Below are 26,625 nucleotides of genomic sequence, written 5' to 3'. Positions count from 1 at the left end.
AGAACCGTTTTTCAGTGCGCGTCTTAACTGGTAACATTAGCCTCTTTTTTTAAGGAGCCTGACATGACTAAGCAGCCCGAAGACTGGCTCGACGACGTTCCCGGTGATGACATCGAAGACGAAGATGATGAGATCATCTGGGTCAGTAAAAGTGAAATTAAACGTGACGCCGAAGAGTTAAAACAGCTTGGCGCGGAAATGGTAGAACTGGGTAAAAACGCGCTGGATAAGATCCCGCTCGACCAGGATCTGCGCGATGCCATTGAACTGGCACAGAAAATCAAAAAAGAAGGCCGTCGTCGCCAGCTTCAGCTTATCGGGAAAATGCTGCGTCAGCGCGACGTCGATCCGATCCGCCAGGCGCTGGACAAGCTGAAAAACCGCCACAACCAGCAGGTTGCGCTGTTCCATAAGCTGGAGCAGATCCGCGATCGTCTGATTGAACAGGGTGATGACGCCGTACCGGAAGTGTTGAACCTGTGGCCGGATGCCGACCGCCAGCAGCTGCGATCGCTTATCCGCAACGCGAAGAAAGAGAAAGAAGGGAATAAGCCGCCGAAGTCTGCGCGCCTGATTTTCCAGTATCTGCGCGAGCTGTCTGAGAACGAAGAGTAATCCGTTCCCCTCACCCCGGAGGGGCGAGGGGGAAAAGAACGTAGGCCCGGTAAGCGCTAGCGCCACCGGGCTTTTTTTTACGCCTCGGCGGCCGCTTCCGCTTTCTTCGCCAGCCCGTCCAGCAGCTTCTGATGGATCCCACCAAAACCGCCGTTGCTCATCACCAGAATATGGTCGCCGGGCTGAGCGGCTTTCACCACCATATCCGCGAGCGTATCCACATCTGCACTCCAGTGTGCCGGCTGAATGCAGGCATCGGCCACTTCCGCCACCTGCCACGGAATATGCTGCGGCTGCAGCAGGAAGACTTCATCAGCACGTCCTAACGACGGCGCGAGATCGTCTTTGCAGATGCCCATCTTCATGGTGTTCGAGCGCGGTTCCAGCACCGCCAGAATGCGCGCGGTACCGCCAACTTTGCCACGCAGGGCGGCAAGCGTGGCCAGAATGGCCGTTGGGTGGTGCGCGAAATCGTCATACACGGTGACGCCGTGGGCTTCACCGCGCAGTTCCAGACGGCGGCGGGCATTGATAAACGAACCCAGCGCATTGGCTGCATCCGCAGGCAGAACGCCCACGTGACGCGCTGCCGCAATCGCCATCAGGCCGTTGTGCATGTTGTGTTCGCCCACCAGGCCCCACTTCACCTCGCCCACTTTTTCGCCGTCGAGCAGCACTTCCCACTCGGAGGCATCGGCGTTGAGTTTCTTCGCCTGCCAGTGGCCCTGCTCGCCCACCAGCTCCTGCTCGCTCCAGCAGCCCATTGCCAGGGTCTGCTTCAGGTTGATGTCGTTTTCCGGCAGGATGATGCGGCCCTGGCCCGGCACGATGCGCACCAGGTGGTGGAACTGTTTCTGTATGGCCTTCAGGTCGTCAAAAATATCCGCGTGGTCAAACTCAAGGTTGTTGAGGATCAGCGTGCGCGGGCAGTAGTGCACGAACTTGGAGCGCTTGTCGAAGAACGCGCAGTCATACTCGTCGGCTTCGATCACAAAGAACGGGCTGTCCCCCAGGCGCGCAGAGACGTCGAAATTACCCGGTACGCCGCCGATGACGAAGCCCGGCTTGTAGCCGCAGGCTTCGAGGATCCAGGTCGCCATGCCCGCGGTGGTCGTTTTGCCGTGGGTACCGGCCACGGCAACAACCCAACGGTCACGCAGGACGAAATCATGCAGCCACTGTGGGCCAGACATGAACGGAATATTGCGTTCCAGTACCGCCTCAACGCACGGATTACCTCGCGTCATGGCGTTGCCAATGATCACCAGATCCGGCGCGGGATCCAGCTGGCTGGCATCATAACCCTGAATCAGAGAGATGCCCTGTTTCTCCAGGAGCGTGCTCATCGGCGGATACACATTGGCGTCCGAACCTGTCACTTCATGGCCCAGCGAGCGCGCCAGCATTGCCAGTCCGCCCATGAAAGTGCCACAAATCCCCAATATATGAATGCGCATACGTCACTATCCTTCTTCAATGTGGCGCACATTTTACTCACATGTTAGCGGCTGTGAAACGCATTTCAGGTAAATCCGTATGTTGCTGGCGCGATTCACCTCTGCGCTACTATTTGAATATTTGTTAAGATTGTTGGGCTTTAGTCGTTTTAGTGAACATACAATCGCTCTACTCACAAAGATGCAGGGAAAGTGTTATGAAAACGTTAGGTGAATTTATTGTCGAAAAGCAGCACGAGTTCTCTCATGCTACCGGTGAACTCACTGCTTTGCTGTCGGCAATAAAGCTGGGCGCTAAGATCATCCACCGTGATATCAACAAGGCCGGTCTGGTCGATATCCTGGGTGCCAGCGGTGCCGAGAACGTTCAGGGCGAGGTTCAACAGAAACTCGATCTGTTCGCAAATGAAAAACTGAAAGCTGCACTGCGCGCGCGCGACATCGTTGCGGGTATCGCCTCCGAAGAAGAAGATGAAATTGTTGTTTTCGAAGGGTGTGAACACGCGAAATACGTTGTTCTGATGGATCCGCTCGACGGCTCCTCCAACATCGACGTTAACGTTTCTGTCGGTACCATTTTCTCCATCTACCGCCGCGTCACGCCTGTTGGCACGCCGGTGACCGAAGAAGATTTCCTGCAGCCGGGCATTAATCAGGTTGCTGCCGGTTACGTCGTCTATGGCTCCTCCACCATGCTGGTCTACACCACCGGTTGCGGGGTACACGCCTTTACGTACGATCCTTCCCTGGGCGTTTTCTGTCTGAGCCAGGAACGCATGCGCTTCCCGGAGAAGGGCAATACCTACTCCATTAACGAAGGTAACTACATCCGCTTCCCGAACGGCGTGAAGAAGTACATCAAATTCTGCCAGGAAGAAGATAAAGCGACGCAGCGCCCGTATACGTCCCGCTATATTGGCTCTCTGGTCGCGGATTTCCACCGTAACCTGCTGAAAGGCGGCATTTACCTCTACCCAAGCACCGCCAGCCACCCGGACGGGAAACTGCGTCTGCTGTACGAATGCAACCCGATGGCGTTCCTGGCCGAACAGGCGGGCGGTAAGGCGAGCGACGGTAAAGAGCGTATTCTGGAGATCGTGCCGGAAAGCCTTCACCAGCGCCGTTCGTTCTTCGTCGGCAACAACCACATGGTTGAAGACGTTGAACGCTTTATCCGCGAGTACCCGGACGCGTAATCCCTCTCTTCAGGGGAGCCGATCCGGCTCCCCTGTTCATTTATATATTTTACCGTATAAGTGTTTATAAAAAACACGCTTTAATATTCGCCACTGCTCCTGCATTATTTCCATAACAGTTTGACAGATATTTCGTGGAGCAGAAACGCAATGAAAAATTATTCCCGTGCTAATACCGGCATTGATTTAAATCTTATCCCTGTATTTATTGAAATCGTCCGCTGCGGCAGCATGGCAAAGGCCTCTTTGCGTCTGGAGATGTCACGCCCTGCGGTGAGTCTGGCATTAAAGCGTTTTAATCAACTCTTTGATGAGCCGTTATTTCTCCGCAAAGGCTTATATCTTGAGCCGACGGAAAAAGCATTAGCCTTAACCAGCTCGCTGGAAATATTAATGGGCGAAATTCACGATAATATCGGGGCGCTTAATTCCGCAACGAATAAAACCCCGGCACAGAACGTACCGGGGCTGGGTAATATTATGCCGCGTTCTGAGTCGTCACTTTGAATGATGACATAGCTTCCATCAGCTGACGCGACTGCTCCTCAAGGGAGCGGGTCGCGGCGGAGGATTGCTGCACCAGCGCCGCATTCTGCTGCGCGGTTTCGTCCATCTGGTTTACCGCAATATTCACCTGCTCAATGCCGCGGCTCTGCTCCTGAGACGCGGTCGCAATCTCACGCATCAGTTTGGTCATGCGCAGCACTTCTGTTGCGATCTCATCCATCGTTTCGCCCGCCTGCTGGGCCAGCTCGCTGCCCTCGTTAACGTGGGTTTGCGAATCACTGATAAGAGAACGAATCTCCTTCGCCGCGTCGGCGCTGCGGCTGGCCAGGTTTCGCACCTCGCCCGCGACGACGGCAAACCCGCGCCCCTGCTCGCCCGCGCGCGCCGCCTCTACGGAGGCGTTAAGCGCCAGGATATTGGTCTGGAAGGCAATGCCGTCGATCACGCTCAGGATGTCAGCGATGCGCGCCGAGCTGCCGGAGATATCGCGCATTTTTTCAATCACGTAGCAGACCATTTCGCTGCCGTGATCGGCCGTGTCGGAGACCGACTTCGCCAGCTGGTGCGCCTGCTCGGCGTTATCGGCGTTGAGCTTCACCGTGGCGGTGATCTGTTCCATGCTCGCCGCCGTCTGCTCCAGCGACGTGGCGGTGGATTCCGTTCGCTCGGCGAGATCCCGGTTCCCCAGCGTCAGCTCGCGGCTGCCGGTGTCAATCTGCGCGCTGGCATCGCGTACCCGCAGAACCGAGTTCATCAGCGACTGACGCATCTCCTCAATGACCGCGTTAAGGCGGTTAAACTCCTGGCTCGCGGGCGCGGCCAGCGTATGGGTTAAATCGCCCGCCGCCACGTTCTCCAGCTGAGCAATGGAGGCCGAGAGCGGCTTGAGCAGCATATGGCGCAGCGCCAGCCAGGCCAGCACGATAATGCCCGCCGTCAGCAGCGCGGCGACGATAATCAGGATCAGGACGCGGGTTTTGCTCGCCTGCACGGCACTCACTTCCGCCTGACCTCGCGCTTCGCTCCATTTCTGAAACGCCTGCATGTCGTTATCAAACGCTGACGCCAGCGGGATCAGCGTCTTCTCCAGCAGGTCGTAATACCCGTCCGCGCTCTGGTCATTGAGGGTTTTCAGCATCGGGTTGATCCCCTGCTGGTTATACGCCGCCAGGCTGGCTGCCACTTTATCGAGCAGCTGCTGCCCCTGCTCGTCAGCCACGCCGCCGTCGATCACGCCCTTCAGCGTTTTCTGGGCCAGAGCGACTTCCTGATTGATGTTTTTTACCGCGTTGGCCGCATCCTCCAGCATGCCGATTTCCATCATGCGAACGGCCTGACCCGCTTCATTGCGCGCGCGCAGGATCAGCGTATAGCCTGAATTAAGCTGCACCATCTGCTCACCCTGAAGATGATTAATGCGCTGCAGCGAAGAAGAACTCTGTGTGAGGGCATAAATGCCAATGCCGCTGACAATCAGCAGCAGAAGGGTCATAACGGCCAGTAAAGAGAGCAAGCCGGTACGAATCGATAGCGTTTTCAGCATGATATTATTTCCGGTAGCGAGATATTTCTGGGCATAAAAAAAGAGTATCGGCCGCTACCGGAAAATGTTTAGACTTTCAGCATGTTATCGCTCTGTTACCGATGTGTTCACGCGGGTAACAGGCGAGCTTTGACGGTTCTCCCAGAGCACCGTCAGGCCGCGCTGCAGGGCAATAAAAATAAACAGCAGAATGCCGATGGCGATCTTCGTCCACCAGGAGCTGAGCGTGCCGTCAAAGTTGATATAGGTCTGGATCAGCCCCTGAATCGCCACGCCGAACAGCGTCCCCAGCACCGTCCCCACGCCGCCGCTGAGCAGCGTACCGCCGATGACCACAGAAGCAATCGCATCCAGCTCCACGCCAACGCCTGCAAGGGCATAGCCCGCCTGGGTATACACCGAGAAGACGATCCCCGCCAGCGTCGCCAGGCCGGTCGAGAGCATATAGATGCGGATGGTGGTGCTGCGGGTCGAGATCCCCATCAGGTTGGCCGACGTGGCGTTGCCGCCAATGGCGTAAACCTGATTGCCAAACCGGGTGCGGTGGGCGAGGAAGATGCCAATCACTACCACGCCCAGCATCAGCAGCCCCATCGCGCTCAGGCGGCCGCCGCCGGGGATTTTCCACGCCAGGCTGGAGAGCGTGTCATACACTGGATGGTTAATGGGAATCGACTCTTCCGACACCAGGTAGCTCACCCCGCGCAGGAAGAACATCCCTGCGAGGGTAATGATAAACGCCGGAATTTTTAACGCGTCGATCAGCAGCCCCATAAAGGCGCCAAACGCGCAGCCCATCACCAGCACCAGCGGGAACGCCAGCAGCGGTGAGATGCCCCAGAAGCCGATCGCTTTCGCGAGGAACACGCCCGTAAACGCGATCACCGAGCCGACGGAGAGGTCGATCCCGCCGGAGAGGATCACAAAGGTCATCCCGACGGCGATGATGCCTAAAAAGGCGTTATCGGTCAGGATATTGCAGATCACGCGCGTCGAGGCAAACCCCGGGAACTGGGTCAGGCAGTAGAGATAGCCCAGCACAAACACGCCCAGCGTGATCATTAACGGTAAATTACGTTTTATCATGGCCACGGATCCCCTTAATGATGCTGACAAAGCGCGGCGACTGGACGATCAGCACGCAGAGCACGACCACCGCTTTCACCACCTGGTTGAGTTCCGGCTGGAATCCCGAAAGCAGGATCCCGGTGTTCATGCCCTGAATGATCAGCGCGCCGATCGCCGAGAGCAGCAGGTTAAAGCGCCCGCCCATCAGCGACCCGCCGCCGATGACCACCGCCAGGATCGCATCCAGCTCCAGCCAGAGCCCGGCGTTGTTGGCATCGGCTCCGCGAATATCCGCCGCGACGATCACGCCGGCGATGGCGGCGCAAATACCGCTCAGCACGTAGGTCAGCATCACCATCAGCCGCGTGTTGACCCCGGCGTTGCGCGCGGCGCGGATATTGATCCCGACGGCCTCAATGAACATGCCCAGCGCCGTTTTGCGGGTGAAGAGCCAGAACACCACTAGCGTCACCAGGGCAATCATCACCGGCGTCGGGAAGAACAGAAGGTTGCCGCTGCCGAGCCACGCCAGGCTCGGCGAGTTAAAGGTGACAATCTGTCCGGAGGTAATCAGCTGCGCGACGCCGCGCCCGGCCACCATTAAAATGAGCGTGGCGACAAAGGGCTGGATTTTCAGCACCGCCACCAGAATGCCGTTCCATAATCCGGCCAGCACGCCAGTGCCTAAGGCTGCAAGCAGGACCTCCGGCAGGCTATGCCCGGCCACGGTCATGGAGGCTGCCGTGGCCCCGGCGATAGCCATCACCGCGCCGACGGAGAGATCAATCCCGCCGGTGGCGATGACCAGCGTCATCCCGATGGCCAGCAGCGCCACGGGCGCGGCGCGGTTTAAAATGTCTATCGGGCTGCCAAACAGGCGGCCATCCTGCACGATAATCTGGAAGAAATGCGGCGCGACCAGGCTATCCACCAGTAAAACCACCAGCAGCGCCGCGATTTGCGGCGTGCCGGTCGGCCAGCTGAAGCGGCGCTTTGACTCACCGGTTTGCGAAAGCGAACGGGACATCACGATTCACTCCTTATGCCGCGATGGCATTCATGATCGCCGGAACGGACAGCTTATCCAGCGGGATCTCTGCCACCTGTTTACGATCGCGCATGATGATGACGCGATCGGCATAGCCCACCAGCTCTTCCAGCTCGGACGAAATGACCAGCAGGGCCAGACCGTCTGCGCACAGGGTTTCGATAAGCCGGATAATTTCGGCGTGCGCCCCTACGTCAATGCCGCGGGTCGGTTCGTCGAGGATCAGGAACTGGGGTTTGGTCAGCAACCAGCGGGAGAGCAGCACTTTCTGCTGGTTACCACCGGAGAGGAACTCGATGGGCTGTTCCGCGCTCGGGGTGCGGATGCCGAGCTGGCGGATAAAGCGCTCAGCAATGGCGTTCTGCTCTTTGCGTGGGATCGGCCGCAGCCAGCCGCGCTGCGCCTGAAGCGCCAGAATGATATTTTCCCGCACCGAGGCGGCGGCAATAATGCCGTCCGTTTTCCTGTCTTCCGGGCAGAAACCCACACCCAGACAGGAGGCCTGATGCGGCGATCGCAGGGTTTGCGGTTTGCCCTTGATCAGCGCGGTGCCGCTGTCGGCGGGCTTGATCCCGAAGATCACCTCGGCGGTTTCGGTACGCCCCGAGCCCAGCAGGCCCGCCAGCCCGACAATTTCGCCCGGCCGCACCTCAAGGTTAAACGGCGAGATGACCCCTTTTTTGCCGTAATCGCTGAACGCGGCGACCGGCTTCTCGCTCAGCAGCGTGCGGCCCGCGCGCTGAAGGGCGTTGGTCTCCAGCTCGCGGCCCAGCATCATTTTGACCAGCTCGATCTGCGGCAGCTCGCGGGTTTCGCGGCAGCCGACAAAGCTGCCGTTGCGCAGCACCGTAATGCGGTCGCTCACCTCATACACCTGATCGAGGAAGTGGGTAACGAAGATCAGGCTGACGCCCTGATCGCGCAGCTGGCGCATCAGGGTAAAGAGCATTTCCACCTCCTGGGTATCGAGGCTGGCGGTGGGTTCGTCGAGGATCAGCACCTTTGCCGAGAGATCGATCGCGCGGCAAATGGCGACGATCTGCTGCATCGCCACGGAAAAGCGGTTCAGCGGCTCGCGGACGTCGAGGGAGAAGCCGTAGGATTCCATCAGCTTTGTCGCCCGCGCCTCCATCTCTTTACGGCGCAGCAGGCCAAAGCGTCGTGGCTCACGGCCAATAAACAGGTTATCCGCCACCGACATATTCGGCAGCAGGTTCACTTCCTGGTATACCGTCCCGATCCCCAACTGCTGGGCATGGGCGGTGTTTTTGGGCGAAATGGCGTTGCCTTCCAGCCAGATGGTGCCGCGGTCGGCGTGATAAACGCCGGTCAGAGATTTAATCAGCGTCGATTTTCCCGCGCCGTTTTCCCCCAGCAGCGCCATGATCTCCCCGCGCCGCAGGCTGAAATCAACGTTATCCAGCGCCTTTACGCCGGGGAAGAATTTACTCAAGCCCTCTGTGCGGAGGATTTCCTGGTGTTGTTCAGTGGTCATGGTTTCCCCCTGCATCAAGCCGGATGGCGCTACGCTTATCCGGCCTACAAAAGAGCGTATCGTAGGCCGGGTAAGCGCAGCGTCACCCGGCATGTTCAGACAGGCTTAGTAGCCCATATTTTTCTTCTTCTCTAACTCTTCTTTCGCCGTGTCAGGCAGGTAGAGCGTGGATTTGGTGACCGTCACTTTCTCCGGCATCGTGCCGTCTTTCTTGAATTTCTCCAGCGCGTCGAATGCCGGGCCGGCCATGTTTGGCGTCAGCTCCACGCTGGCGTTGGCTTCGCCGTCGATCATCGCTTTGTAGATATCAGGCACGCCGTCGATAGAGCCGGTGAGGATATCTTTGCCCGGCTTCAGGCCCGCTTCTTTAATTGCCTGAATCGCGCCGATCGCCATGTCATCGTTGTGGGCGTAAACCATGCAGATGTTCTTGCCGTTGTTTTCAGCCTTAATGAAGCTCTCCATCACCTCTTTACCTTTGCTGCGGGTAAAGTCGCCGGACTGAGAGCGGATAATCTTGATGTTTGGCGCTTTCGCGATGGCTTCAGCAAAGCCTTTTTTACGATCGATGGCCACGCTCGCCCCGACGGTGCCCTGCAGTTCAACAACGTTACACGGCTTGCCGTCGACCTGTTTTATCAGCCAGTCGCCAATTAGCTGCCCTTCCAGCACGTTGTTGGCCGTCACGGTGGTCATATAGAGAGATTTGTCTTTAACGTCGATGGAACGATCGAGCAGGAAGACCGGGATTTCAGCGTCTTTCGCTTCCTTCAGGACGGGTTCCCAGCCGGTCGCCACGACGGGTGCAATAAAGATGGCATCCACGCCCTGGGCGATAAAGGAGCGCACGGCTTTGATCTGATTCTCTTGTTTTTGCTGACCATCGGCGATTTTCAGGGTAATGCCGCGTTTCTGAGCTTCGCTTTTCGCCACGTTGGTTTCTGCCGCTCGCCAGCCAGATTCAGAGCCGACCTGCGAAAAACCTACGGTTAAGGGAGCGGCCATCGCCATAGACGACATGGCTGCCGAAACTGCTGTGACAAGGAGTAAGCGCTTCCACATATGAACGTCCTCGTAGGGTGAGTTATTGTTGGTTAAAAGATGTTCTGCGGAATGACTATAGCCCATGAAATATGTAACGAATTGCGTTACATCACACTTCAGAAAAGTGAATAAAACGTTAATCACAAGTTTGTAATCGCTTTCATTTCTCCATGAAAAATGCGGCTGAGTTTATGGATTTTTCTGTCATGGAATCGGTCTGAAAAGTGGGAAGAACGTGGAGAGAAGGCGAAAACAGGCGGAGACATTCAGCGCGAGTTGGCTATAATACCTGCCACTTGTTTACCATCCATTTTAAAGGACACCGACATGAGCTTACTCAACGTCCCAGCGGGTAAAGAACTGCCAGAAGACATCTACGTAGTTATCGAAATCCCGGCTAACGCAGATCCGATCAAATACGAAGTGGACAAAGAGAGCGGCGCCCTGTTCGTAGACCGCTTCATGTCTACCGCGATGTTCTATCCGTGCAACTACGGTTACATCAACCACACCCTGTCTCTGGACGGTGACCCGGTTGACGTGCTGGTTCCAACGCCATACCCACTGCAGCCAGGCGCAGTGATTCGCTGCCGTCCCGTTGGCGTGCTGAAAATGACCGACGAATCCGGTGAAGATGCGAAGCTGGTTGCGGTACCGCACACCAAGCTGAGCAAAGAATACGATCACATCAAAGATGTGAACGACCTGCCAGAGCTGCTGAAAGCGCAGATCACTCACTTCTTCGAGCACTACAAAGACCTCGAAAAAGGCAAGTGGGTTAAAGTTGACGGCTGGGACAACGCAGAAGCAGCGAAAGCGGAAATCATCGCCTCTTTCGAACGCGCTGCTAAGAAGTAATTCTTACTGCCAGACACAAAAAACAACGCCACCTTACGGTGGCGTTGTCGTTTTTCAGTACTGGTCTCTGTCTAACCAGTTACCGCTTACGATCCGCGTTAACCCGTCGACTGGACGCTGGTAGACATACATCCACGCGCTTCCGTACGGCGTCTGGATCAACTGGCGTGCGTATTCACCGCCCCTGGTGCGCAAGGCATCAAGTTCGGCAAGCGTCGCGTTATCAATACGATAAACTTCACCCTGTACTGTTCCTTCACCCGGAACCGCGCCTGGATAGTGGCCCAGGCTGTACAACTGGTAGTTCTCGATATTGTAATTCCCCAGTAGCTGGGCATTGGTCATCCAGTGACTGTTGCCTTGCCTGGTTCGTAAACTGCCGTAGACAAATATTCGCATTGCTAAAACTCAAACTGATAGAGCAGATCAAGTGCCTGGTCTACGCCGGACACTGCTTCCAGATATAGCTTAGGCATCAGGCGATAGCGTAACGTGAGTGTTGCCAGTGAGTCAAAGATCCCCACACCATATTTTACCTGCAGACCCGGCAGTACATAGCCGCTGACCACCACCTGCGAGGAGTCACCCACGCCCTGGGTGTCCAGCGCCAGATTGCTTACGCCGAACGTCTCGCCGATTTTACCCACAACCTGCCCACTTTGTGCAACCCCCAGCCCCACTAACATCGAAGTCATCGCCGCGCTGTCGCTCTGACCGCTGTCGAGACCTTGACCACGCAGCAGGTAAGAGAGGGCTTCCTGCTGGGACATCGCCGGGTCAGAGAAGATCTCCGCCTTCGGTTCGTCGGCGGAACCGGTGACGCGTACCCCGGCAATGACGTCGTTTTCCGTCGCTTCCGGGTTACGAATCGCTTCGATGTTCAGCAGCGGTTGATCCGGTGGACCGGAGAACAGCAGCTCGCCTTTACGGACAATCAGATCCTGACCATAGGCGTGGAATCGCCCTTCAGGGATATTGATCTGCCCGTTCAGGCCAAGCCCTTGTTTATCCTGCGCCACCTTCAGGTCGCCCGTAAGCCTCGCCTTCAGCCCAAACGCATCCAACCGCACGTTATTCCCCACGTGCACGATAAGGTTACTATTAATCGGGATGCCCGCGCTCTTCTGTTCGACCGGTTTCAGATTTTCATTGAGCATAACTTCATCACTTGAGACGCCGACCGCACTTTCCGGCACGTCGTGAACCACGATGCGCGCCCACGGCACGTCGACGCGACCGTCAAGCGTGAAGAGGCTTGGCGTGGCTTCAAAGACCACATCAGGCGAGACGTCCAGTCGCACCATCGGCGGTACGGTGATGCGCACCTTACTGCCCTTCGCGGCAATACGGGCGCGCCAGTTGTCGAGCTGGCTCCAGTCCGCGTCGCCGCTCAGGTTGATTTGCCCCTGCTGCGTCAGTACCGATCCGCTCAGCGTCGAGCTCATGCCGTTGAAGTTCATCGCGATCTGGCTCGGCTGCATGTCAAACGGCATAAAGTTGCCGTCAATATCCACGCCGCTGAGGCGCAGCTGGCCGAACAGCTGTGGGCTTTGCGCATTGCCCGCCAGGCGCAGGTTGGCATTTACCATGCCCTCGGCTTTTTCCCCGCGTGCGAAAATCGGGTTCACCATCGCCAGGTTGAAGTTGCGGATAGTGACGTTGCCGCCCAGATTTCGCCGTCCCTGTGGGTCGGTAATTTGAACCTTGCCGTCAAACTGACCGTTGTTGGTGAGACGAATCAGCCAGCCCAGCTCCGCACGGTTGTTATGCAGATCTGCGCTCAGGTTCAGGGTGTCGAAGGCCACCGGCAGCGGCGCGTCATTCACCTCCTGCGTCACCTTCACGTTACGCCCGGACAGCGTGACGCTGCCCTGCGGCAGCCCCTCTTTGGTGGTGTCCCAGGCGACATCGGCTTTTCCGCTGAAGACGCCGCTGGCCTGGGTAGTATCCGGCATAAACGGTTTCAGCATCGCCAGATCGAAGCGGTTGAGGTTGATCTGCGCGCGTCCTTCCGCGCCCGCGTCGATGGTCTGCGGCACGCACAGTTCCGCATTCGGGTTGGTCCAGCAGTGCGGCCCAATGCTGATCTTCTGCTCGGCGTTGCGGTAGTCCAGCGCGATGGCGCGCGACAGCGCCAGCGGCCCGACCGGCGTGTTGAAGCGGGTGTTATCCAGCGTCCCTTTCCAGCGCTCCTCTTTGCGGTCGAAGCTGCCGGTCAGGTGAAGCTGGCCGGAGACCGGCTCGCCCTGCACGCGCAGCTGGAGATCGTGCTGCTTCTCGTTCCCTTTCGCGTCCAGGGTGACCAGGCTGATGTTGACGTCCGGCTGAGAAATGCGCTCCACGCGCAGGTTCAGGTTTCCGCCGATCTGGTCAGTGGATTTCACATCCCCTTCCACGCGAACGCGGGCAACGCTCAGCGCCTGCCAGCGCAGGTTATTGGCGGTAATGTCAGCCAGCAGCTGCGGCGCGTCTACCGTGCCGCGCACCTTCAGGAGCCCCTTCGCCGTACCGCCCAGGCCCGGCAGGGCGTTATCCAGATTCGGCGCGTCGATGGTGGCGTCCAGATTGAGATCTTTCACCCCCAGCTCGCCGTTGATATCCGCCGTGTTGCGGCCCAGCGCCACGTGCAGACCCGGGATAATCCACTGCAGGTAGCTGTTGCCTTTCACCGAGCCTTCAACGTTTACCTTGTTCTGCTTCACGTTCCCGGTGAGCTTGATCTCCGGCACGTCCATCTGCCACGTGCCGCCGTACAGGCTGCCGCGGGTTTTGATCAGGCCATCCAGCTTCGACGGCCAGTCCGGCACCTCTTTGGCGGTGTTAATGCCCGTCAGCTTCAGCTCGCCGCGCCAGCTGATCGCCTGCTGCCAGTCGAGCAGCGCGGTCAACTCGGTTTTGCCTTCCAGCGCCGCGACGGTCAGCTTGTCGAGGTTAACCTGCTGTTCGTTGCCCTTCGCATCCAGGGTGATGTTCGCGGGCGGCACGCCCTGCCCCTTCACTGCGGTGCGGAACGAGAGCGTATAGTCGGTCATCTTACCGCTCAGCTTCAGCTTCAGGTCATCGGCCTGGTACTGTTTTTCGCCAGTGAATGGCCAGTAAAGCTGCTTGCTGACCACCTCAAGATTGAGCGGCAGCCCGGCTTCCGCCAGCTGGGTTTGCGCACGCAGAACCATGTCCACCGGGCCGGAGAGATTAACCCCGACATCCAGCTTCTCGCGCAGCGCCCCGCCCACTTTGACCTTCACCTTCTCGCCTTTGAGCGGGTCAATGTTCAGGGCGCTATTCAGCGTGATATCCACCGGCCAGTTGTCGCGCAGCAGGGCGTTGCCTGACGCGTTCACCGAGCCCTGATTGGTGTCGATATCCAGCGCGTCGAGCTTCATGTTGCCGTCAATGCTGCTGACTTTCAGCAGCATGTTATAGACCGTCAGGTCGGTATCGCCGGTCAGGCGCAGCTGCTCGCCTTTGAACTCTTCAATATTGAGGTTCAGCGGCAGATGCACATCGGTCATTTCCGGCAGGACAGGCTTCGAGAAGAGGTCTTTCAGCGTTTCGCCCAGCGGCTTCTCTTCCGGCTGCGGGTTCTGGATCTTCGGCTCGACGATCTCTTCCTGCGCCACGTCGGCCACTTTCGGCAGCGCGATCAGCAAGCCCTGCAGGGAGGTTGGCGTCAGGGTGAGGTTTTTCTCCTGCCAGCGCAGGCCGGAGCTGAAATCCATCACGGACACGGTGGTGTCGTCGATTTTGACATTGACGTTATCAAGCGCCACCCGATAAAGCGCGATAGGGTACGGCGTGGAGAGATTCAGCGGACCGCTGTCCTCTTCCTCTACTGGCGCAGACTTCGGCATTTTCTTAGAATCTATCGCCACGTTGACGTCTTTTAGCGACAAGTCGTTGACGCAGAGCTTGCTGTCACGCAGACAGCCCAGCTTCACCGCCAGGTGAAACTCCCCGGCGTTCACCGCCACGCCCGGCTGCTCATAGCGGATGTTCTTCAGGCGCAGGTCGCGCCAGCCGCCCGTCACCTGGCCAATCTCCAGCCCCGGCACCCAGCGGTTCGCGGCGTTAAACAGCAGATGCAGCCCGGTCGTCGTTCCCACCAGAAACGCCACCGTACCGAGCAGCAGCACGATAAAAATCAGCACCCCGAGGCTTATCTTCTTCCATAAACTCATAATTCAGGCCCCAGACCGATGTAAAACTGTAATCCGTGTTCTTCTTTGTCGCCCACCGGCACGGCGAAATCGAGCTTAATGGGCCCGACGGGTGACTGCCAGCGTACGCCGACGCCCGCGCCGGTTTTAAAATCGCTGCGGCGGATATCGCTCACCGCTTCGCCGCCGTCGACGAACATGGCGCCCCACCATTTTCCGCTGACGTTGTACTGGTACTCCAGCGAGCCGGTAGCCAGCTTAGAGGCACCGATCAGCTTGCCGTCATCGTCCTTAGGCGCGATGGATTTGTATTTATAGCCGCGGATGCTGCGATCGCCCCCGGCGAAGAAGCGCAGGTCCGGCGGGACCTTGTCGAAGTCGCCGGTTTCAATCCAGCCGAGGTTGCCGCGCACCACAAAGCGGTGTTTGTCATACAGCGTGCGGATCCAGACGTTCTGCGCCTGAATCACCGAGAAATCCACGTCGGAACCCCACATGGTGTTGGAGTAATCGATAGAGTAACGCTGGGAATCGCCCCAGGTCGGCATCAGGCCGCCGCGCGAGCGGGTGCGGCTGATCATCACCCCAGGATAGAGCAGCATGGTGGTGTTGGTGACGTTGGCCTGGGTAAAGTGATCAAGGCTCCAGCGCAGGTTGATGGCGCGCTGCCAGCCGCTGGAGAGATCCCAGTAACGCGACACGGCAAGCGTGGTGGAATCGGACTCGGTATCGTTGAGGTCGGTGCGCTTAAAGCCCCCCTGAACCAGGTAATATTGCTCAAGCGGATTTTTCAGCAGCGGCATTTTATAGCTGAAATCGAGCTGCTGTTCCGGGGCGGAAATGCTGGCGCTGGTGGTCAGGCTATGGCCGTAGGAGTTCATCCACGGCTTTTTCCAGGTGGCCTTCACGCGCGGGCCAACGTCCGTCGAATAGCCCACACCGGTTTCAATGGTGTTCTCGGTGCGCGGCGAAACAACGCCGTGCAGCGGCAACACCTTAGTTTTGCGAGACTTATCAAATTCAGGGGCGACAACCACGGAGTTAAACCAGCCGGTGGCTGAGAGCCGTCGGTTCAGCTCTCCCAGGTCGCTCGACTGGTAGTAATCCCCTTTTTTAAAGGGCACGAGGTTTTGCAGGTACTCTTCACGAATTTGCGACCCTTCGAACGTCACGTCGCCAAAGCGGTAGCGTTCTCCGCTGTCGTAGTCGATATCCCAGAAGGCCTGACGTCGCGCCAGCGCAATGCCCAGCTGGCTTTTATTGAACTGGCTGTCAAAGTAGCCCTTACGCAGGGAAACGCTGGTCAGCTCTTTTTTGAAGTGGTCGTAGTCACCGTGGTTGAGCACGGTGCCGATTTTCGGCCGCGTGCTGAGCAGGTCCAGGTAATCCCGGTCGGTACGCGCCCCGCCGCGCAGGATGACGTTGGTGCCGCCAATCAGCACCGGCTCGCCCGGCGAAACGCGGGCAATAAGCACCTGGCGCCCCTTCTTTGGGGGCGGGCGGAGATCGAAATCAATGGTGGGTTCGTAATACCCCAGCGCTTTTAGTCCTTCACGGATGGCATCATCGACACGCGCGCGGAAACGCCGGTCCGGCGTCACCTCATCACTCTGGATGGTCGATAGCTGCGCACGCACGTTTTTTTGTAGCGCCCCGGATAACCCCTCAACCTGCAAACGGACATTCGCCGCGCTGGCAATCCCGCTTGTCAGCAACAGACTGACTAAACATAACTGGCGGATTTTTGTCACGTTTTCTCCTGAATATCCCTGTTTCCACCCTGGAAGCAAATGAAGTGCCGCTCCGCGGCAAAATACGGCCTGTTGGCCAAAAACCCGAATCTCGGGTTGAAAATGGGTGTAACACCCAAATATTTCTTATGATTAAATCTAGACTCATTCAGCGCATTTATTGTGTTCAATTAAACGCGCCGTGACAACCTTAACCGAAACATCGCACCCCGGGAGGCCCCACCGTGAGTTTATTCGACAAAAAGCATCTGGTTTCACAAGCTGATGCATTACCGGGACGCAACACCCCTATGCCTGTGGCGACTTTACACGCCGTCAATGGCCATTCCATGACTAACGTTCCTGATGGCATGGAAATCGCCCTGTTCGCTATGGGCTGCTTCTGGGGCGTTGAGCGCCTCTTCTGGCAGCTGCCTGGCGTTTACAGCACGGCAGCCGGCTACACGGGCGGTTACACGCCGAATCCAACCTACCGCGAAGTCTGCTCCGGCGAAACCGGCCATGCGGAAGCGGTACGCGTAGTGTACGACCCGACGGTAATCAGCTACGAACAGCTCCTGCAGGTCTTCTGGGAAAACCACGACCCGGCGCAGGGCATGCGTCAGGGCAACGACCACGGCACGCAGTACCGCTCGGCTATCTATCCGCTCACCCCTGAGCAGGATGCCGCCGCGCGCGCCAGCCTTGAGCGTTTCCAGCAGGCCATGCGTGAAGCGGGCGATACGCGCGAGGTGACCACGGAAATCACCACCGCGAAACCGTTCTACTACGCCGAGGACGATCACCAGCAGTATCTGCATAAAAACCCGTACGGCTACTGCGGAATCGGAGGTATCGGCGTCTGCCTGCCGCCACAGCTGGCCTGATTATCAGCCGTTAGATCGTCGCCCGTACCGGGCAGCACCCGCTGTCCGGTCTGTTTTATGTAAAAATGTGACCTCTGGCAGATTTACATCTCTTTACGCTATACTAGCCGCTGAAATAATCGGCTCAACGCTACGAGCTGATGTTCAATGTGTTTCCACACAAATGGTATCAACTCCCCTTCTGAGGATCTGGCGAGAAGCCGGATAAACTATGTTAAACAGTATTTTAGTAATACTTTGTCTGATTGCCGTCAGTGCATTTTTCTCGATATCCGAGATCTCGCTGGCCGCGTCCCGTAAAATCAAACTGAAGCTGCTCGCCGACGAGGGCAACATCAACGCCTCACGCATTCTCAAAATGCAGGAAAACCCCGGTACCTTCTTTACCGTGGTGCAAATTGGTCTGAACGCGGTGGCTATCCTGGGCGGTATCGTGGGCGATGCGGCGTTTTCCCCGGCGTTTTATAGCCTCTTTGCGCAGTACATGTCCGCCGAACTGGCCGAACAGCTGAGCTTTATCCTCTCCTTCTCGCTGGTGACCGGGCTGTTCATCCTCTTCGCCGACCTGACCCCGAAACGCATCGGTATGATTGCGCCAGAAGCCGTGGCTTTGCGTATCATCAACCCGATGCGCTTCTGCCTGTTTGTGTTCCGCCCGCTGGTGTGGTTCTTCAACGGCCTGGCAAACGTCATTTTCCGCATCTTTAAGCTGCCGATGGTGCGTAAAGATGACATCACCTCTGACGACATTTATGCGGTCGTGGAAGCCGGCGCCCTGGCCGGGGTGCTGCGCAAGCAGGAACACGAGCTGATTGAGAACGTATTCGAACTGGAATCCCGTACCGTGCCCTCTTCCATGACGGGCCGTGAAAGCATTATCTGGTTCGATTTACACGAAGATGAGCAGAGCCTGAAGAACAAAGTGGCGCAGCATCCGCACTCCAAGTTCCTGGTCTGTAATGAAGATATTGACCACATCATCGGTTACGTCGACTCCAAAGACCTGCTGAACCGCGTGCTGGCGAACCAGAGCCTGGCGCTGAACAGCGGCGTGCAAATCCGCAATACCCTGATTGTGCCGGACACCCTGACGCTCTCCGAAGCGCTGGAAAGTTTCAAAACCGCCGGGGAAGACTTCGCGGTGATCATGAACGAATACGCGCTGGTGGTGGGTATTATCACCCTGAACGACGTCATGACCACGCTGATGGGCGACCTGGTAGGCCAGGGGCTGGAAGAGCAGATTGTTCAGCGTGACGATAATTCATGGCTGATTGATGGCGGCACGCCAATTGAAGACGTGATGCGCGTGCTGGATATCGACGAGTTCCCGCAGTCCGGAAACTACGAGACCATCGGCGGCTTTATGATGTTTATGCTGCGTAAGATCCCGAAACGCACCGACTCGGTGAAGTTCTCCGGCTACAAGTTTGAAGTGGTGGATATTGATAACTACCGCATCGACCAGCTGCTGGTGACGCGCATCGACAACAAACCGACCGTACTGGTGCCGAAGCTGCCGGATGCGGAAGAGAAGGTGTCGGCGTAAGGTTCCTGCCCCCACAAACATCAACGGCTCCCATCGGGAGCCGTTTTTTTAACTACTGCATAGCACGTTGGTTAAGCCATCTCAGTTTGCAGACGCATAACCTGACGGTTGACTTCGGACATCACAGACAGGTGCTGTTTGTCCTTCACTTTTGGGACAAGGATTTTGCCCTTATCAAACTCAAAAGCGCCAACATCCTTGATATACAACCGTCCACGGAACAGGATCTTCACGTACTTCGCCACCTGAAGCGGGTTGTAGCGTTGGAAAATTTTCATTCTTGTATCTCCTGCGAATCATACGCTCTTGCGGTGCCACAATCGGCCCGACTGTCCTGAGCGCAAATTTTAATGCCCAATGACTATAGACCAGAACTACGGTGTTACCCAGTGTGCATAAGTTTATTTACCGTTTGATTACAATTATTCAGAATAATCTTTGCAAAGCGTGACTGAGCGCAGTATAAGCCGTCGTTTTTTCATGGATATGTGCGTTCACCCGCAAAGTGGCATCGGGATTGCGGGAAAACCACATTGATCGCACTTATCATTAAAAGTGCATGACCAAGTGGTCGGATCACCTGCAAACAATAAGGAAACGCCATGACCCTACGTACTATCCTTGCAGCAGCCTGCCTGCTGCTGCCCCTGTGGGCGAGTGCTCACAACATTGAAAAAGGACAACGTGTACCGCCAGTCGGCATTGCTGACCGGGGAGAATTGATTCTCGACAATGATAAGTTTAGCTATAAAGCCTGGAATAGCGCGCAGCTCGCGGGCAAAGTGAGAGTTGTACAACATATTGCCGGTCGTACATCTGCAAAAGAGAAAAATGCCAACCTGGTGGAGGCGATCAAGGCGGCAAAATTCCCACACGATCGTTACCAGACCACCACGATCGTGAATACCGATGACGCCATTCCGGGCTCCGGGATGTTTGTGCGTTCAAGCCTTGAGAGCAATAAAAAGCTCTATCCGTGGTCGCAGTTTATCGTCGACAGCAACGGCGTCACCCGTAAGGCCTGGCAGTTGGAGGAAGAGAGCTCTGCGATTGTCGTGCTGGATAAGAACGGCCGAGTACAGTGGGTGAAAGACGGGGCGCTGACCCAGGAAGAGGTGCAGCAGGTTGTCGACCTGCTGCATAAGCTGCTGGCTCAATAAAGAGAGACGCGGAAGCCGGGATTGAGGAAGGATTCGCGCGGGGTGTAGTCCAGCGGCTTGCCCTGCCAGTCATGAACATGCGCCCCGGCGGCCGCGGCAACGGCGTGCCCGGCGGCGGTATCCCAGACGTTCGTCGGCCCAAAGCGGGGATAGAGCTGAGCTTGTCCTTCCGCCACCAGGCAGAATTTCAGCGATGAGCCAATCGAGGTGGTCTGGTGTTCACCCAGCTGCTGCAGATACTCCTGCAGCTCGCTGTCGCTGTGCGAGCGGCTAATCACCACCAGCGGCGGACGCGCGTCGCGCACCTGGATCTGCTTGCGCACGCCGCACTCTTCTTTCCACGCCTTCCCTTCTGCAGCGCTGTACATCACCTTCATGACCGGCGCGTAGACCACGCCCAGCACCGCTTTACCCTTCTCAATCAGGGCGATATTGACGGTGAATTCACCGTTGCGCTTGATGAACTCTTTTGTCCCGTCCAGGGGGTCCACCAGCCAGTAGCGCTGCCAGTGCTGGCGCTCTTCCCAGCTTTGCGGCGCTTCTTCTGACAGGACGGGGATGTCCGGCGTTAAGGCCTGTAACCCTTTCAGGATCACCTTATGCGCCGCGATATCTGCCGCCGTGACCGGAGAGTCGTCCGCTTTGCTGACAACCTCCATGGGTTTACTACCGTCATACACCTGCATGATGGCATCCCCCGCATCCCGTGCGAGCTGACAAATTTTATCTAGCATTTTCCACCTCTTTGTTAACGCAGTGAGGTTAACTCTTTGTTTTAGTTATATCGTAATGTGAACAATTCCGCTATCTGTGAAGCAATTCCGGTTTCAGGTTGCTTTTTTCTGTCAGGATTCACATTTATGTAAGCAACACGTTATAGATACATACTCTTTTGTGGCCTGGATCGAAAAAAGGACTCTTCTGATGATTAAGTTTAGCGCAACGCTCCTGGCGACGCTGATTGCGGCGAGCGTGCAGGCAGCGACGGTCGATTTACGTATTCTGGAAACGACCGATCTGCACAGCAACATGATGGATTTCGATTACTACAAAGATACCCCGACGGAAAAATTCGGACTGGTACGCACGGCGAGTTTGATCAATGCCGCACGCGGCGAAGTGAAAAATAGCGTGCTGGTCGATAACGGCGATCTGATTCAGGGCAGTCCGCTCGGGGACTACATGGCGACCAGGGGGCTGAAAAAAGGCGAGATCCATCCTGTTTATAAAGCGATGAACACCCTGGACTATACCGTCGGTAACCTCGGCAACCATGAATTCAACTACGGTCTGACATACCTGCATGATGCCCTGGCAGGCGCAAAATTCCCGTACGTTAACGCCAATATCATCGACGTTAAGACCCAAAAGCCGCTTTTTACGCCTTACCTGATTAAAGAGACTGAGGTTGTCGATCAGGACGGGAAAAAACAGACGCTGAAAATCGGCTATATCGGTTTTGTCCCGCCGCAGATCATGACGTGGGATAAGGCCAACCTCGATGGTAAGGTGACCGTTAACGACATCACCGAAACCGCGCGTAAATACGTGCCGGAAATGCGCGAAAAAGGCGCCGATCTGGTGGTCGTTGTCGCCCACTCGGGCCTCTCCGCCGATCCGTACCAGGCCATGGCAGAAAACTCCGTTTACTACCTGAGTGAGGTCCCGGGCGTCGATGCGATCCTGTTCGGCCACGCCCACGCGGTCTTCCCGGGCAAAGACTTTGCCAGCATCAAAGGGGCCGATATAGAGAAAGGGACGCTTAACGGCGTGCCGTCGGTGATGCCGGGCATGTGGGGCGACCATCTTGGCGTGGTGGATCTGGTGCTGAATAACGACGGCGGCCGCTGGAAGGTCACGCAGTCAAAAGCCGAAGCGCGCCCAATTTACGACGCTGCGGCGAAAAAATCGCTGGCGGCGGAAGATAAAAAACTGGTCGACGTGCTGAAGCACGATCACGACGCCACGCGCGAATTCGTCAGCAAGCCGATCGGCAAATCCGCCGACAACATGTACAGCTTCCTGGCGCTGGTGCAGGACGATCCGACCGTTCAGGTCGTCAACATGGCGCAGAAAGCCTATGCCGAACATTTTGTGCAGGGCGATCCGGATCTGGCGAAACTGCCGGTACTCTCCGCCGCAGCGCCATTCAAAGTGGGCGGACGTAAGAATGACCCGGCAAGCTATGTGGAGGTCGAAAAGGGCCAGCTCACCTTCCGTAATGCCGCCGATCTCTATCTCTACCCGAATACGCTGGTGGTGGTTAAAGCCACCGGGAAAGAGGTAAAAGAGTGGCTGGAGTGTTCTGCCGGACAGTTTAACCAGATTGACCCACACAGCAGCAAGCCGCAGTCGCTGATTAACTGGGACGGCTTCCGCACCTACAACTTCGACGTGATCGACGGCGTGAACTACCAGATTGACGTCACCCAGCCGGCGAAATATGACGGCGAGTGTCAGGCGATCAACCCGCAGGCGGAGCGCATTAAAAACCTGACCTTCAACGGCAAGGCGATCGACCCGAATGCCACTTTCCTGGTGGTGACCAATAACTACCGTGCCTACGGCGGTAAGTTTGCCGGTACGGGAGATGGACACATCGCCTTTGCCTCGCCGGACGAGAACCGCTCTGTGCTGGCGGCGTGGATCAGCGCCGAGTCGAAAAAGGCCGGCGAAATTCATCCGGCGGTGGATAACAACTGGCGTCTGGCGCCGATCCACAGCGATACGCCGCTGGATATCCGCTTTGAAACGTCACCTTCCGAGAAGGCAGCCGCGTTTATTAAGGAGAAGGCGCAGTATCCGATGAAACAGGTCGCGACGGATGATATTGGGTTCGCGATTTATCACCTGGATTTAAGTAAGTAGCGGCGATTGTGCCGGGTGGCGCTTCGCTTACCCGGCCTACGGGATGGAAGATTATGGGTAGGCCGGGTAAGGCGAAGCCGCCACCCGGCTTTTACGCCGCGCGATCGTCCCGATTCGCCATCACCTTCGGCGTATTCACCTCAATCCAGTCCGCCAGCGCGGCGACTTTCTCGCTGACCTCGATCCCCATCGGGGTCAGGCTATACTCTACGTGCGGCGGCACAACCGGGTACGATACGCGATCGACAAACCCGTCCTGCTCCAGCGCCTGAAGCGACTGGGACAGCATCTTTTCGCTCACCCCGCCCATTTTACGGCGCAGATCGCTAAAGCGATGCGTTCCCTGGCGCAGCGCCAGCAGAATCAGTACCCCCCAGCGGCTGGTAACGTGTTTGAGCACCTCTCGTGAAGGGCACTGTTCCGCGAAGAGATTGCCATCGCGCAATTGTTCGCTGAGCGTCGGTATCGTTGTTTTCATACTTACCTTTTTGTACGTACTTACTAAAAGTTAGCTATGGTGCTAGTGTGCCACAACACCAGACAAACACGAAGGAGATTCATCATGATCGCGATTACCGGCGCCACCGGCCAGCTTGGCCATCTCGTTATCGAACAGCTGTTGAAAACCGTACCGGCTAACCAGATTGTGGCTATCGTACGTAACCCGGCAAAAGCTGAAGCCTTAAGCCAGCAGGGAATTGTGGTGCGTCAGGCGGACTACACGGATGAAGCCGCATTCACCGCCGCGCTGAACGGCGTGGATAAGCTGCTGCTGATCTCGTCCAGCGAAGTCGGCCAGCGCGCGATCCAGCACCAGAACGTGATTAACGCCGCCAAAGCGGCAGGGGTGAAATTTATCGCCTATACCAGCCTGCTGCATGCGGATACCTCGCCGCTCGGTCTGCACGTTGAACACGTTGCCACTGAAAAAGCGCTGGCGGCGTCAGGCATTCCTTATGCCCTGCTGCGCAACGGCTGGTATACCGAAAACTATCTGGCGAGCGCGCCGCCTGCGCTGGAACACGGCGTGTTTATTGGTGCGGCAGGCGAAGGCAAAATTGCCTCTGCCACCCGTGCAGACTATGCCGCGGCGGCAGCGAAAGTGATTGCTGAAGAGGGCCATGCGGGCAAGGTGTATGAACTGGCGGGCGACCACGGCTGGACGCTGAGCGAACTGGCCGCTGAACTGAGCAAACAGAGCGGAAAGCCGGTCACCTACCAGAATCTCAGCGAAGCGGATTTTGCTGCCGCGCTGAAGAGCGTCGGCCTGCCTGCCGGTCTGGCCGATATGCTGGCGGACTCCGACGTGGGCGCCTCGAAAGGCGGCCTTTTCGACGACAGCCGCACCCTGAGCAAACTGATCGGCCATCCGACCACTACGCTGGCGGAGAGCATTAAAGCCATCCTGTAATGGTTACGGGCTGGTTATTTTTTGTGGCATCCCCTCGGGTCATCTTTGATAATGAAAAGATGACCCACGAGGAGGCTCACCGTGCAAGGCGTACCGGAACAGTTTAATGATGAAAGAGACAGCGCGCGCTTTCGCCATCTGGCGCAGCTACCGGGCCTGGAGCTGTATCACGCGCATATTTCTGACTACGCCTTTGAGCCTCACACCCATGAAGCCTTCGGCATCGGCACGATTGAAACCGGTGCCGAACGCTTTCGCTATCGCGGCAGCCAGCATCTCGCGGCGGAGAAATCCGTCGTTACCATGAACCCGGACGAGATCCACACCGGCGAATCCGCCACCGAGGGCGGCTGGCGCTACCGGATGGTCTATATCGAACCCGATCTGCTGGAAGAGGTGACCGGCCTCCGGCACTGGTGGTTCAGCGACGTGACCCGTCATGATCCGTTACGCTCACAGCAAATCGGCAGGCTTATTTACGGCTTGTGGCACACGGACGATCCGCTTGCGCAAAAAGGATTACTGCTGGATCTGATTGAGACCTTCCAGCCGTTTGCCCACCACGCGCCACGGGTTCAGGAAGGCGCGCACCGCTTCGAACGGGTACGCGAGTACCTGCACGACAACTATATGCGCGCTCTGACGCTGGACGAGCTGGCCAGCGTCGTCTCGCTCAGCCCGTATCATTTCCAGCGCCAGTTCAAAGCCCATTTTCACGTGACGCCGCATCAGATGCTGATGGCCATTCGACTCTGGCGCGCCAAAGCGTTTCTCACCCACGGCATGCCCGCCGCAGAGGTTGCCGCCGCAACCGGGCTGACCGATCAGTCACATCTGACCCGCGCGTTTACCCACCGCTACGGCATTACGCCCGTGCGCTACCAGAAGCAGGTTACACGGCGCTAATGCGCAATCTCATACAATACGCGCGCATTCGCCCCTCCTACACTGACTACAGCGTAAATACCTGTGGATGGAAAAATGATTAGTGGAGTGTTGTATGCCCTGCTGGCCGGGATGATGTGGGGACTGATTTTTGTCGGCCCGCTGATCGTGCCCGAGTATCCGGCAATATTACAGTCGACCGGACGTTATCTGGCGCTGGGGCTGATTGCCCTGCCCCTGGCGTGGCTGGGACGCGCGCGCTTGCGCCAGCTCAGCCGTCAGGACTGGGGGACCGCACTGGCGCTGACCATGATGGGCAATCTTATCTATTACGTTTGCCTCGCGAGTGCCATTCAGCGTACCGGTGCGCCGGTATCGACCATGATTATCGGCACGCTGCCGGTCGTCATTCCCGTCTTTGCTAACCTGCTCTACAGCCAGCGCGATGGTAAACTGGCGTGGTCAAAAATGGCCCCGGCGCTGGTATGCACCGCCCTGGGGCTGATATGCGTCAATATTGCCGAGCTGCGCCATGGGCAGGGCGATGTTGACCTGTGGCGGTACGGTTCTGGCATTCTGCTGGCGTTCATTTCCGTGGCGTGCTGGGCATGGTATGCCCTGCGCAACGCGCGCTGGCTGCGTGAGAACCCGGACAAGCACCCGATGATGTGGGCGACGGCGCAGGCGCTGGTCACGCTGCCCGTATCCGTCGTGGGGTATCTCGGCGCATGCCTCTGGCTGGGCCATCAGCAGCCGGACTTCGTCCAGCCCTTCGGGCCAAGACCCTGGGTGTTTATCGGCCTGATGGTGGCGATCGCGGTGCTGTGTTCATGGGTAGGCGCGCTGTGCTGGAATATTGCCAGCCAGAAGCTGCCGACGGTGATATTAGGGCCGCTGATTGTCTTCGAAACCCTGGCCGGACTGCTTTATACCTTCCTCATGCGCCAGAGCGTACCGCCGCTGTTCACGACCTGTGGGATCGTGCTGCTGGTGGTGGGGGTAGTGATGGCGGTGAGAGCGAAGCCGGAAAAACCGAGGGTCGTTCCGGCGTCGGAGGTGTGATATTTGCCGGGTGGCGGCTCCGCCTTACCCGGCCTACAAGGAGCCGTTTCGTAGGCCGGGTAAGCGCCAGCGCCACCCGGCATGA

The 26,625-nt window shown here is 57.4% G+C and carries 23 protein-coding genes; 11 read left to right on the top strand and 12 right to left on the bottom strand.

Annotated features, from left to right (window positions below; all coding sequences use genetic code 11):
* Positions 1 to 63 precede the first annotated feature (63 nt).
* The gene (yjgA, locus tag C6A40_RS16715; RefSeq protein ID WP_008501414.1) at positions 64 to 615 is read left to right on the top strand and encodes a ribosome biogenesis factor YjgA; all 552 of its coding nucleotides are present in this window, start codon (positions 64 to 66) and stop codon (positions 613 to 615) included.
* Between the two features lie 77 nt (positions 616 to 692).
* Here yjgA and mpl read toward each other — a convergent pair whose 3' ends face one another.
* The gene (gene mpl / locus C6A40_RS16710; RefSeq protein ID WP_045335509.1) at positions 693 to 2,072 is read right to left on the bottom strand and encodes a UDP-N-acetylmuramate:L-alanyl-gamma-D-glutamyl-meso-diaminopimelate ligase; all 1,380 of its coding nucleotides are present in this window, start codon (positions 2,070 to 2,072) and stop codon (positions 693 to 695) included.
* Between the two features lie 197 nt (positions 2,073 to 2,269).
* Here mpl and fbp point away from each other — a divergent pair, with 197 nt between their 5' ends.
* Positions 2,270 to 3,268, top strand: a complete 999-nt coding sequence (gene fbp / locus C6A40_RS16705) for a class 1 fructose-bisphosphatase (protein ID WP_008501416.1) — start codon at positions 2,270 to 2,272, stop codon at positions 3,266 to 3,268.
* Between the two features lie 150 nt (positions 3,269 to 3,418).
* Entirely contained in the window at positions 3,419 to 3,775 is a 357-nt protein-coding gene (locus C6A40_RS16700) for a helix-turn-helix domain-containing protein (RefSeq protein ID WP_039024039.1), read from the top strand.
* On the opposite strand, the gene C6A40_RS16695 is transcribed toward C6A40_RS16700, so the two are convergent.
* The 5 genes from C6A40_RS16695 to ytfQ form a co-directional block, all read right to left on the bottom strand.
* The gene (locus tag C6A40_RS16695; RefSeq protein WP_023326568.1) at positions 3,747 to 5,318 is read right to left on the bottom strand and encodes a methyl-accepting chemotaxis protein; all 1,572 of its coding nucleotides are present in this window, start codon (positions 5,316 to 5,318) and stop codon (positions 3,747 to 3,749) included. The two genes, C6A40_RS16700 and C6A40_RS16695, sit on opposite strands and share 29 nt — an antisense overlap.
* Before the next feature lie 84 nt (positions 5,319 to 5,402).
* Positions 5,403 to 6,404, bottom strand: coding sequence for a galactofuranose ABC transporter, permease protein YjfF (yjfF, locus tag C6A40_RS16690; protein WP_008501419.1), 1,002 nt, complete (start codon positions 6,402 to 6,404; stop codon positions 5,403 to 5,405).
* Complete coding sequence (ytfT, locus tag C6A40_RS16685; RefSeq protein WP_161958632.1) at positions 6,391 to 7,416, bottom strand: galactofuranose ABC transporter, ATP-binding protein YtfT; 1,026 nt, start codon at positions 7,414 to 7,416, stop codon at positions 6,391 to 6,393. The genes yjfF and ytfT overlap by 14 nt, the downstream gene beginning before the upstream one ends.
* A gap of 10 nt (positions 7,417 to 7,426) precedes the next feature.
* Positions 7,427 to 8,929 (bottom strand): galactofuranose ABC transporter, ATP-binding protein YtfR, encoded by a 1,503-nt coding sequence (ytfR, locus tag C6A40_RS16680; protein ID WP_029741733.1) that lies wholly within the window; start codon positions 8,927 to 8,929, stop codon positions 7,427 to 7,429.
* Positions 8,930 to 9,034: 105 nt separating this feature from the next.
* Positions 9,035 to 9,991, bottom strand: a complete 957-nt coding sequence (gene ytfQ / locus C6A40_RS16675; RefSeq protein ID WP_021240696.1) for a galactofuranose ABC transporter substrate-binding protein YtfQ — start codon at positions 9,989 to 9,991, stop codon at positions 9,035 to 9,037.
* A 309-nt stretch (positions 9,992 to 10,300) separates the two neighbouring features.
* Between ytfQ and ppa the strand changes: the two genes are divergently transcribed.
* Positions 10,301 to 10,831 carry an inorganic diphosphatase gene (gene ppa / locus C6A40_RS16670; RefSeq protein WP_008501423.1) on the top strand — a complete coding sequence of 177 codons (531 nt, stop codon included), beginning with the start codon at positions 10,301 to 10,303 and terminating at the stop codon, positions 10,829 to 10,831.
* 54 nt (positions 10,832 to 10,885) lie between these two features.
* Here ppa and C6A40_RS16665 read toward each other — a convergent pair whose 3' ends face one another.
* The 3 genes from C6A40_RS16665 to tamA are packed head-to-tail and all read right to left on the bottom strand — an operon-like array spanning position 10,886 to position 16,739.
* Positions 10,886 to 11,230: a gamma-glutamylcyclotransferase family protein gene (locus C6A40_RS16665; protein ID WP_008501424.1), complete on the bottom strand. Its 345-nt coding sequence runs from the start codon at positions 11,228 to 11,230 to the stop codon at positions 10,886 to 10,888.
* A gap of 2 nt (positions 11,231 to 11,232) precedes the next feature.
* Positions 11,233 to 15,009 carry an autotransporter assembly complex protein TamB gene (gene tamB / locus C6A40_RS16660; protein ID WP_058657716.1) on the bottom strand — a complete coding sequence of 1,259 codons (3,777 nt, stop codon included), beginning with the start codon at positions 15,007 to 15,009 and terminating at the stop codon, positions 11,233 to 11,235.
* Entirely contained in the window at positions 15,006 to 16,739 is a 1,734-nt protein-coding gene (gene tamA, locus C6A40_RS16655; RefSeq protein ID WP_008501426.1) for an autotransporter assembly complex protein TamA, read from the bottom strand. Before tamA ends, tamB begins: the two co-directional genes overlap by 4 nt.
* Before the next feature lie 224 nt (positions 16,740 to 16,963).
* Between tamA and msrA the strand changes: the two genes are divergently transcribed.
* Positions 16,964 to 17,605, top strand: a complete 642-nt coding sequence (gene msrA, locus C6A40_RS16650) for a peptide-methionine (S)-S-oxide reductase MsrA (RefSeq protein WP_008501428.1) — start codon at positions 16,964 to 16,966, stop codon at positions 17,603 to 17,605.
* 211 nt (positions 17,606 to 17,816) lie between these two features.
* The gene (locus tag C6A40_RS16645) at positions 17,817 to 19,154 is read left to right on the top strand and encodes a hemolysin family protein (RefSeq protein ID WP_008501429.1); all 1,338 of its coding nucleotides are present in this window, start codon (positions 17,817 to 17,819) and stop codon (positions 19,152 to 19,154) included.
* 71 nt (positions 19,155 to 19,225) lie between these two features.
* Here C6A40_RS16645 and C6A40_RS16640 read toward each other — a convergent pair whose 3' ends face one another.
* Positions 19,226 to 19,432, bottom strand: a complete 207-nt coding sequence (locus C6A40_RS16640) for a DUF1107 domain-containing protein (protein ID WP_008501430.1) — start codon at positions 19,430 to 19,432, stop codon at positions 19,226 to 19,228.
* A gap of 324 nt (positions 19,433 to 19,756) precedes the next feature.
* Here C6A40_RS16640 and C6A40_RS16635 point away from each other — a divergent pair, with 324 nt between their 5' ends.
* Positions 19,757 to 20,314 carry a YtfJ family protein gene (locus C6A40_RS16635; protein WP_023326561.1) on the top strand — a complete coding sequence of 186 codons (558 nt, stop codon included), beginning with the start codon at positions 19,757 to 19,759 and terminating at the stop codon, positions 20,312 to 20,314.
* On the opposite strand, the gene cysQ is transcribed toward C6A40_RS16635, so the two are convergent.
* Complete coding sequence (gene cysQ / locus C6A40_RS16630) at positions 20,308 to 21,048, bottom strand: 3'(2'),5'-bisphosphate nucleotidase CysQ (protein WP_008501432.1); 741 nt, start codon at positions 21,046 to 21,048, stop codon at positions 20,308 to 20,310. The two genes, C6A40_RS16635 and cysQ, sit on opposite strands and share 7 nt — an antisense overlap.
* A 190-nt stretch (positions 21,049 to 21,238) precedes the next feature.
* On the opposite strand from cysQ, the gene C6A40_RS16625 reads away from it, so the two are divergent.
* Positions 21,239 to 23,182 (top strand): bifunctional 2',3'-cyclic-nucleotide 2'-phosphodiesterase/3'-nucleotidase, encoded by a 1,944-nt coding sequence (locus C6A40_RS16625; protein WP_032655227.1) that lies wholly within the window; start codon positions 21,239 to 21,241, stop codon positions 23,180 to 23,182.
* 91 nt (positions 23,183 to 23,273) lie between these two features.
* On the opposite strand, the gene C6A40_RS16620 is transcribed toward C6A40_RS16625, so the two are convergent.
* Positions 23,274 to 23,660: a winged helix-turn-helix transcriptional regulator gene (locus C6A40_RS16620; protein ID WP_008502885.1), complete on the bottom strand. Its 387-nt coding sequence runs from the start codon at positions 23,658 to 23,660 to the stop codon at positions 23,274 to 23,276.
* 84 nt (positions 23,661 to 23,744) lie between these two features.
* Between C6A40_RS16620 and C6A40_RS16615 the strand changes: the two genes are divergently transcribed.
* The 3 genes from C6A40_RS16615 to C6A40_RS16605 all read left to right on the top strand — a co-directional run bounded on the left by C6A40_RS16615 (position 23,745) and on the right by C6A40_RS16605 (position 26,540).
* On the top strand, positions 23,745 to 24,593 hold the full coding sequence (locus tag C6A40_RS16615; RefSeq protein ID WP_045335506.1) for an SDR family oxidoreductase: 849 nt from the start codon (positions 23,745 to 23,747) through the stop codon (positions 24,591 to 24,593).
* A gap of 81 nt (positions 24,594 to 24,674) precedes the next feature.
* On the top strand, positions 24,675 to 25,499 hold the full coding sequence (locus tag C6A40_RS16610) for an AraC family transcriptional regulator (RefSeq protein ID WP_008502887.1): 825 nt from the start codon (positions 24,675 to 24,677) through the stop codon (positions 25,497 to 25,499).
* 75 nt (positions 25,500 to 25,574) lie between these two features.
* Positions 25,575 to 26,540: a DMT family transporter gene (locus tag C6A40_RS16605; RefSeq protein WP_045335505.1), complete on the top strand. Its 966-nt coding sequence runs from the start codon at positions 25,575 to 25,577 to the stop codon at positions 26,538 to 26,540.
* The last annotated feature ends 85 nt before the right edge of the window (positions 26,541 to 26,625 follow it).

It is taken from the genome of Enterobacter sp. GER_MD16_1505_Eko_090 (assembly GCF_003331015.1).
GTDB lineage: Bacteria > Pseudomonadota > Gammaproteobacteria > Enterobacterales > Enterobacteriaceae > Enterobacter > Enterobacter roggenkampii.
Note: the sequence above shows the minus strand (reverse complement) of the source record. Positions and strands in the feature narration are given on the sequence as shown.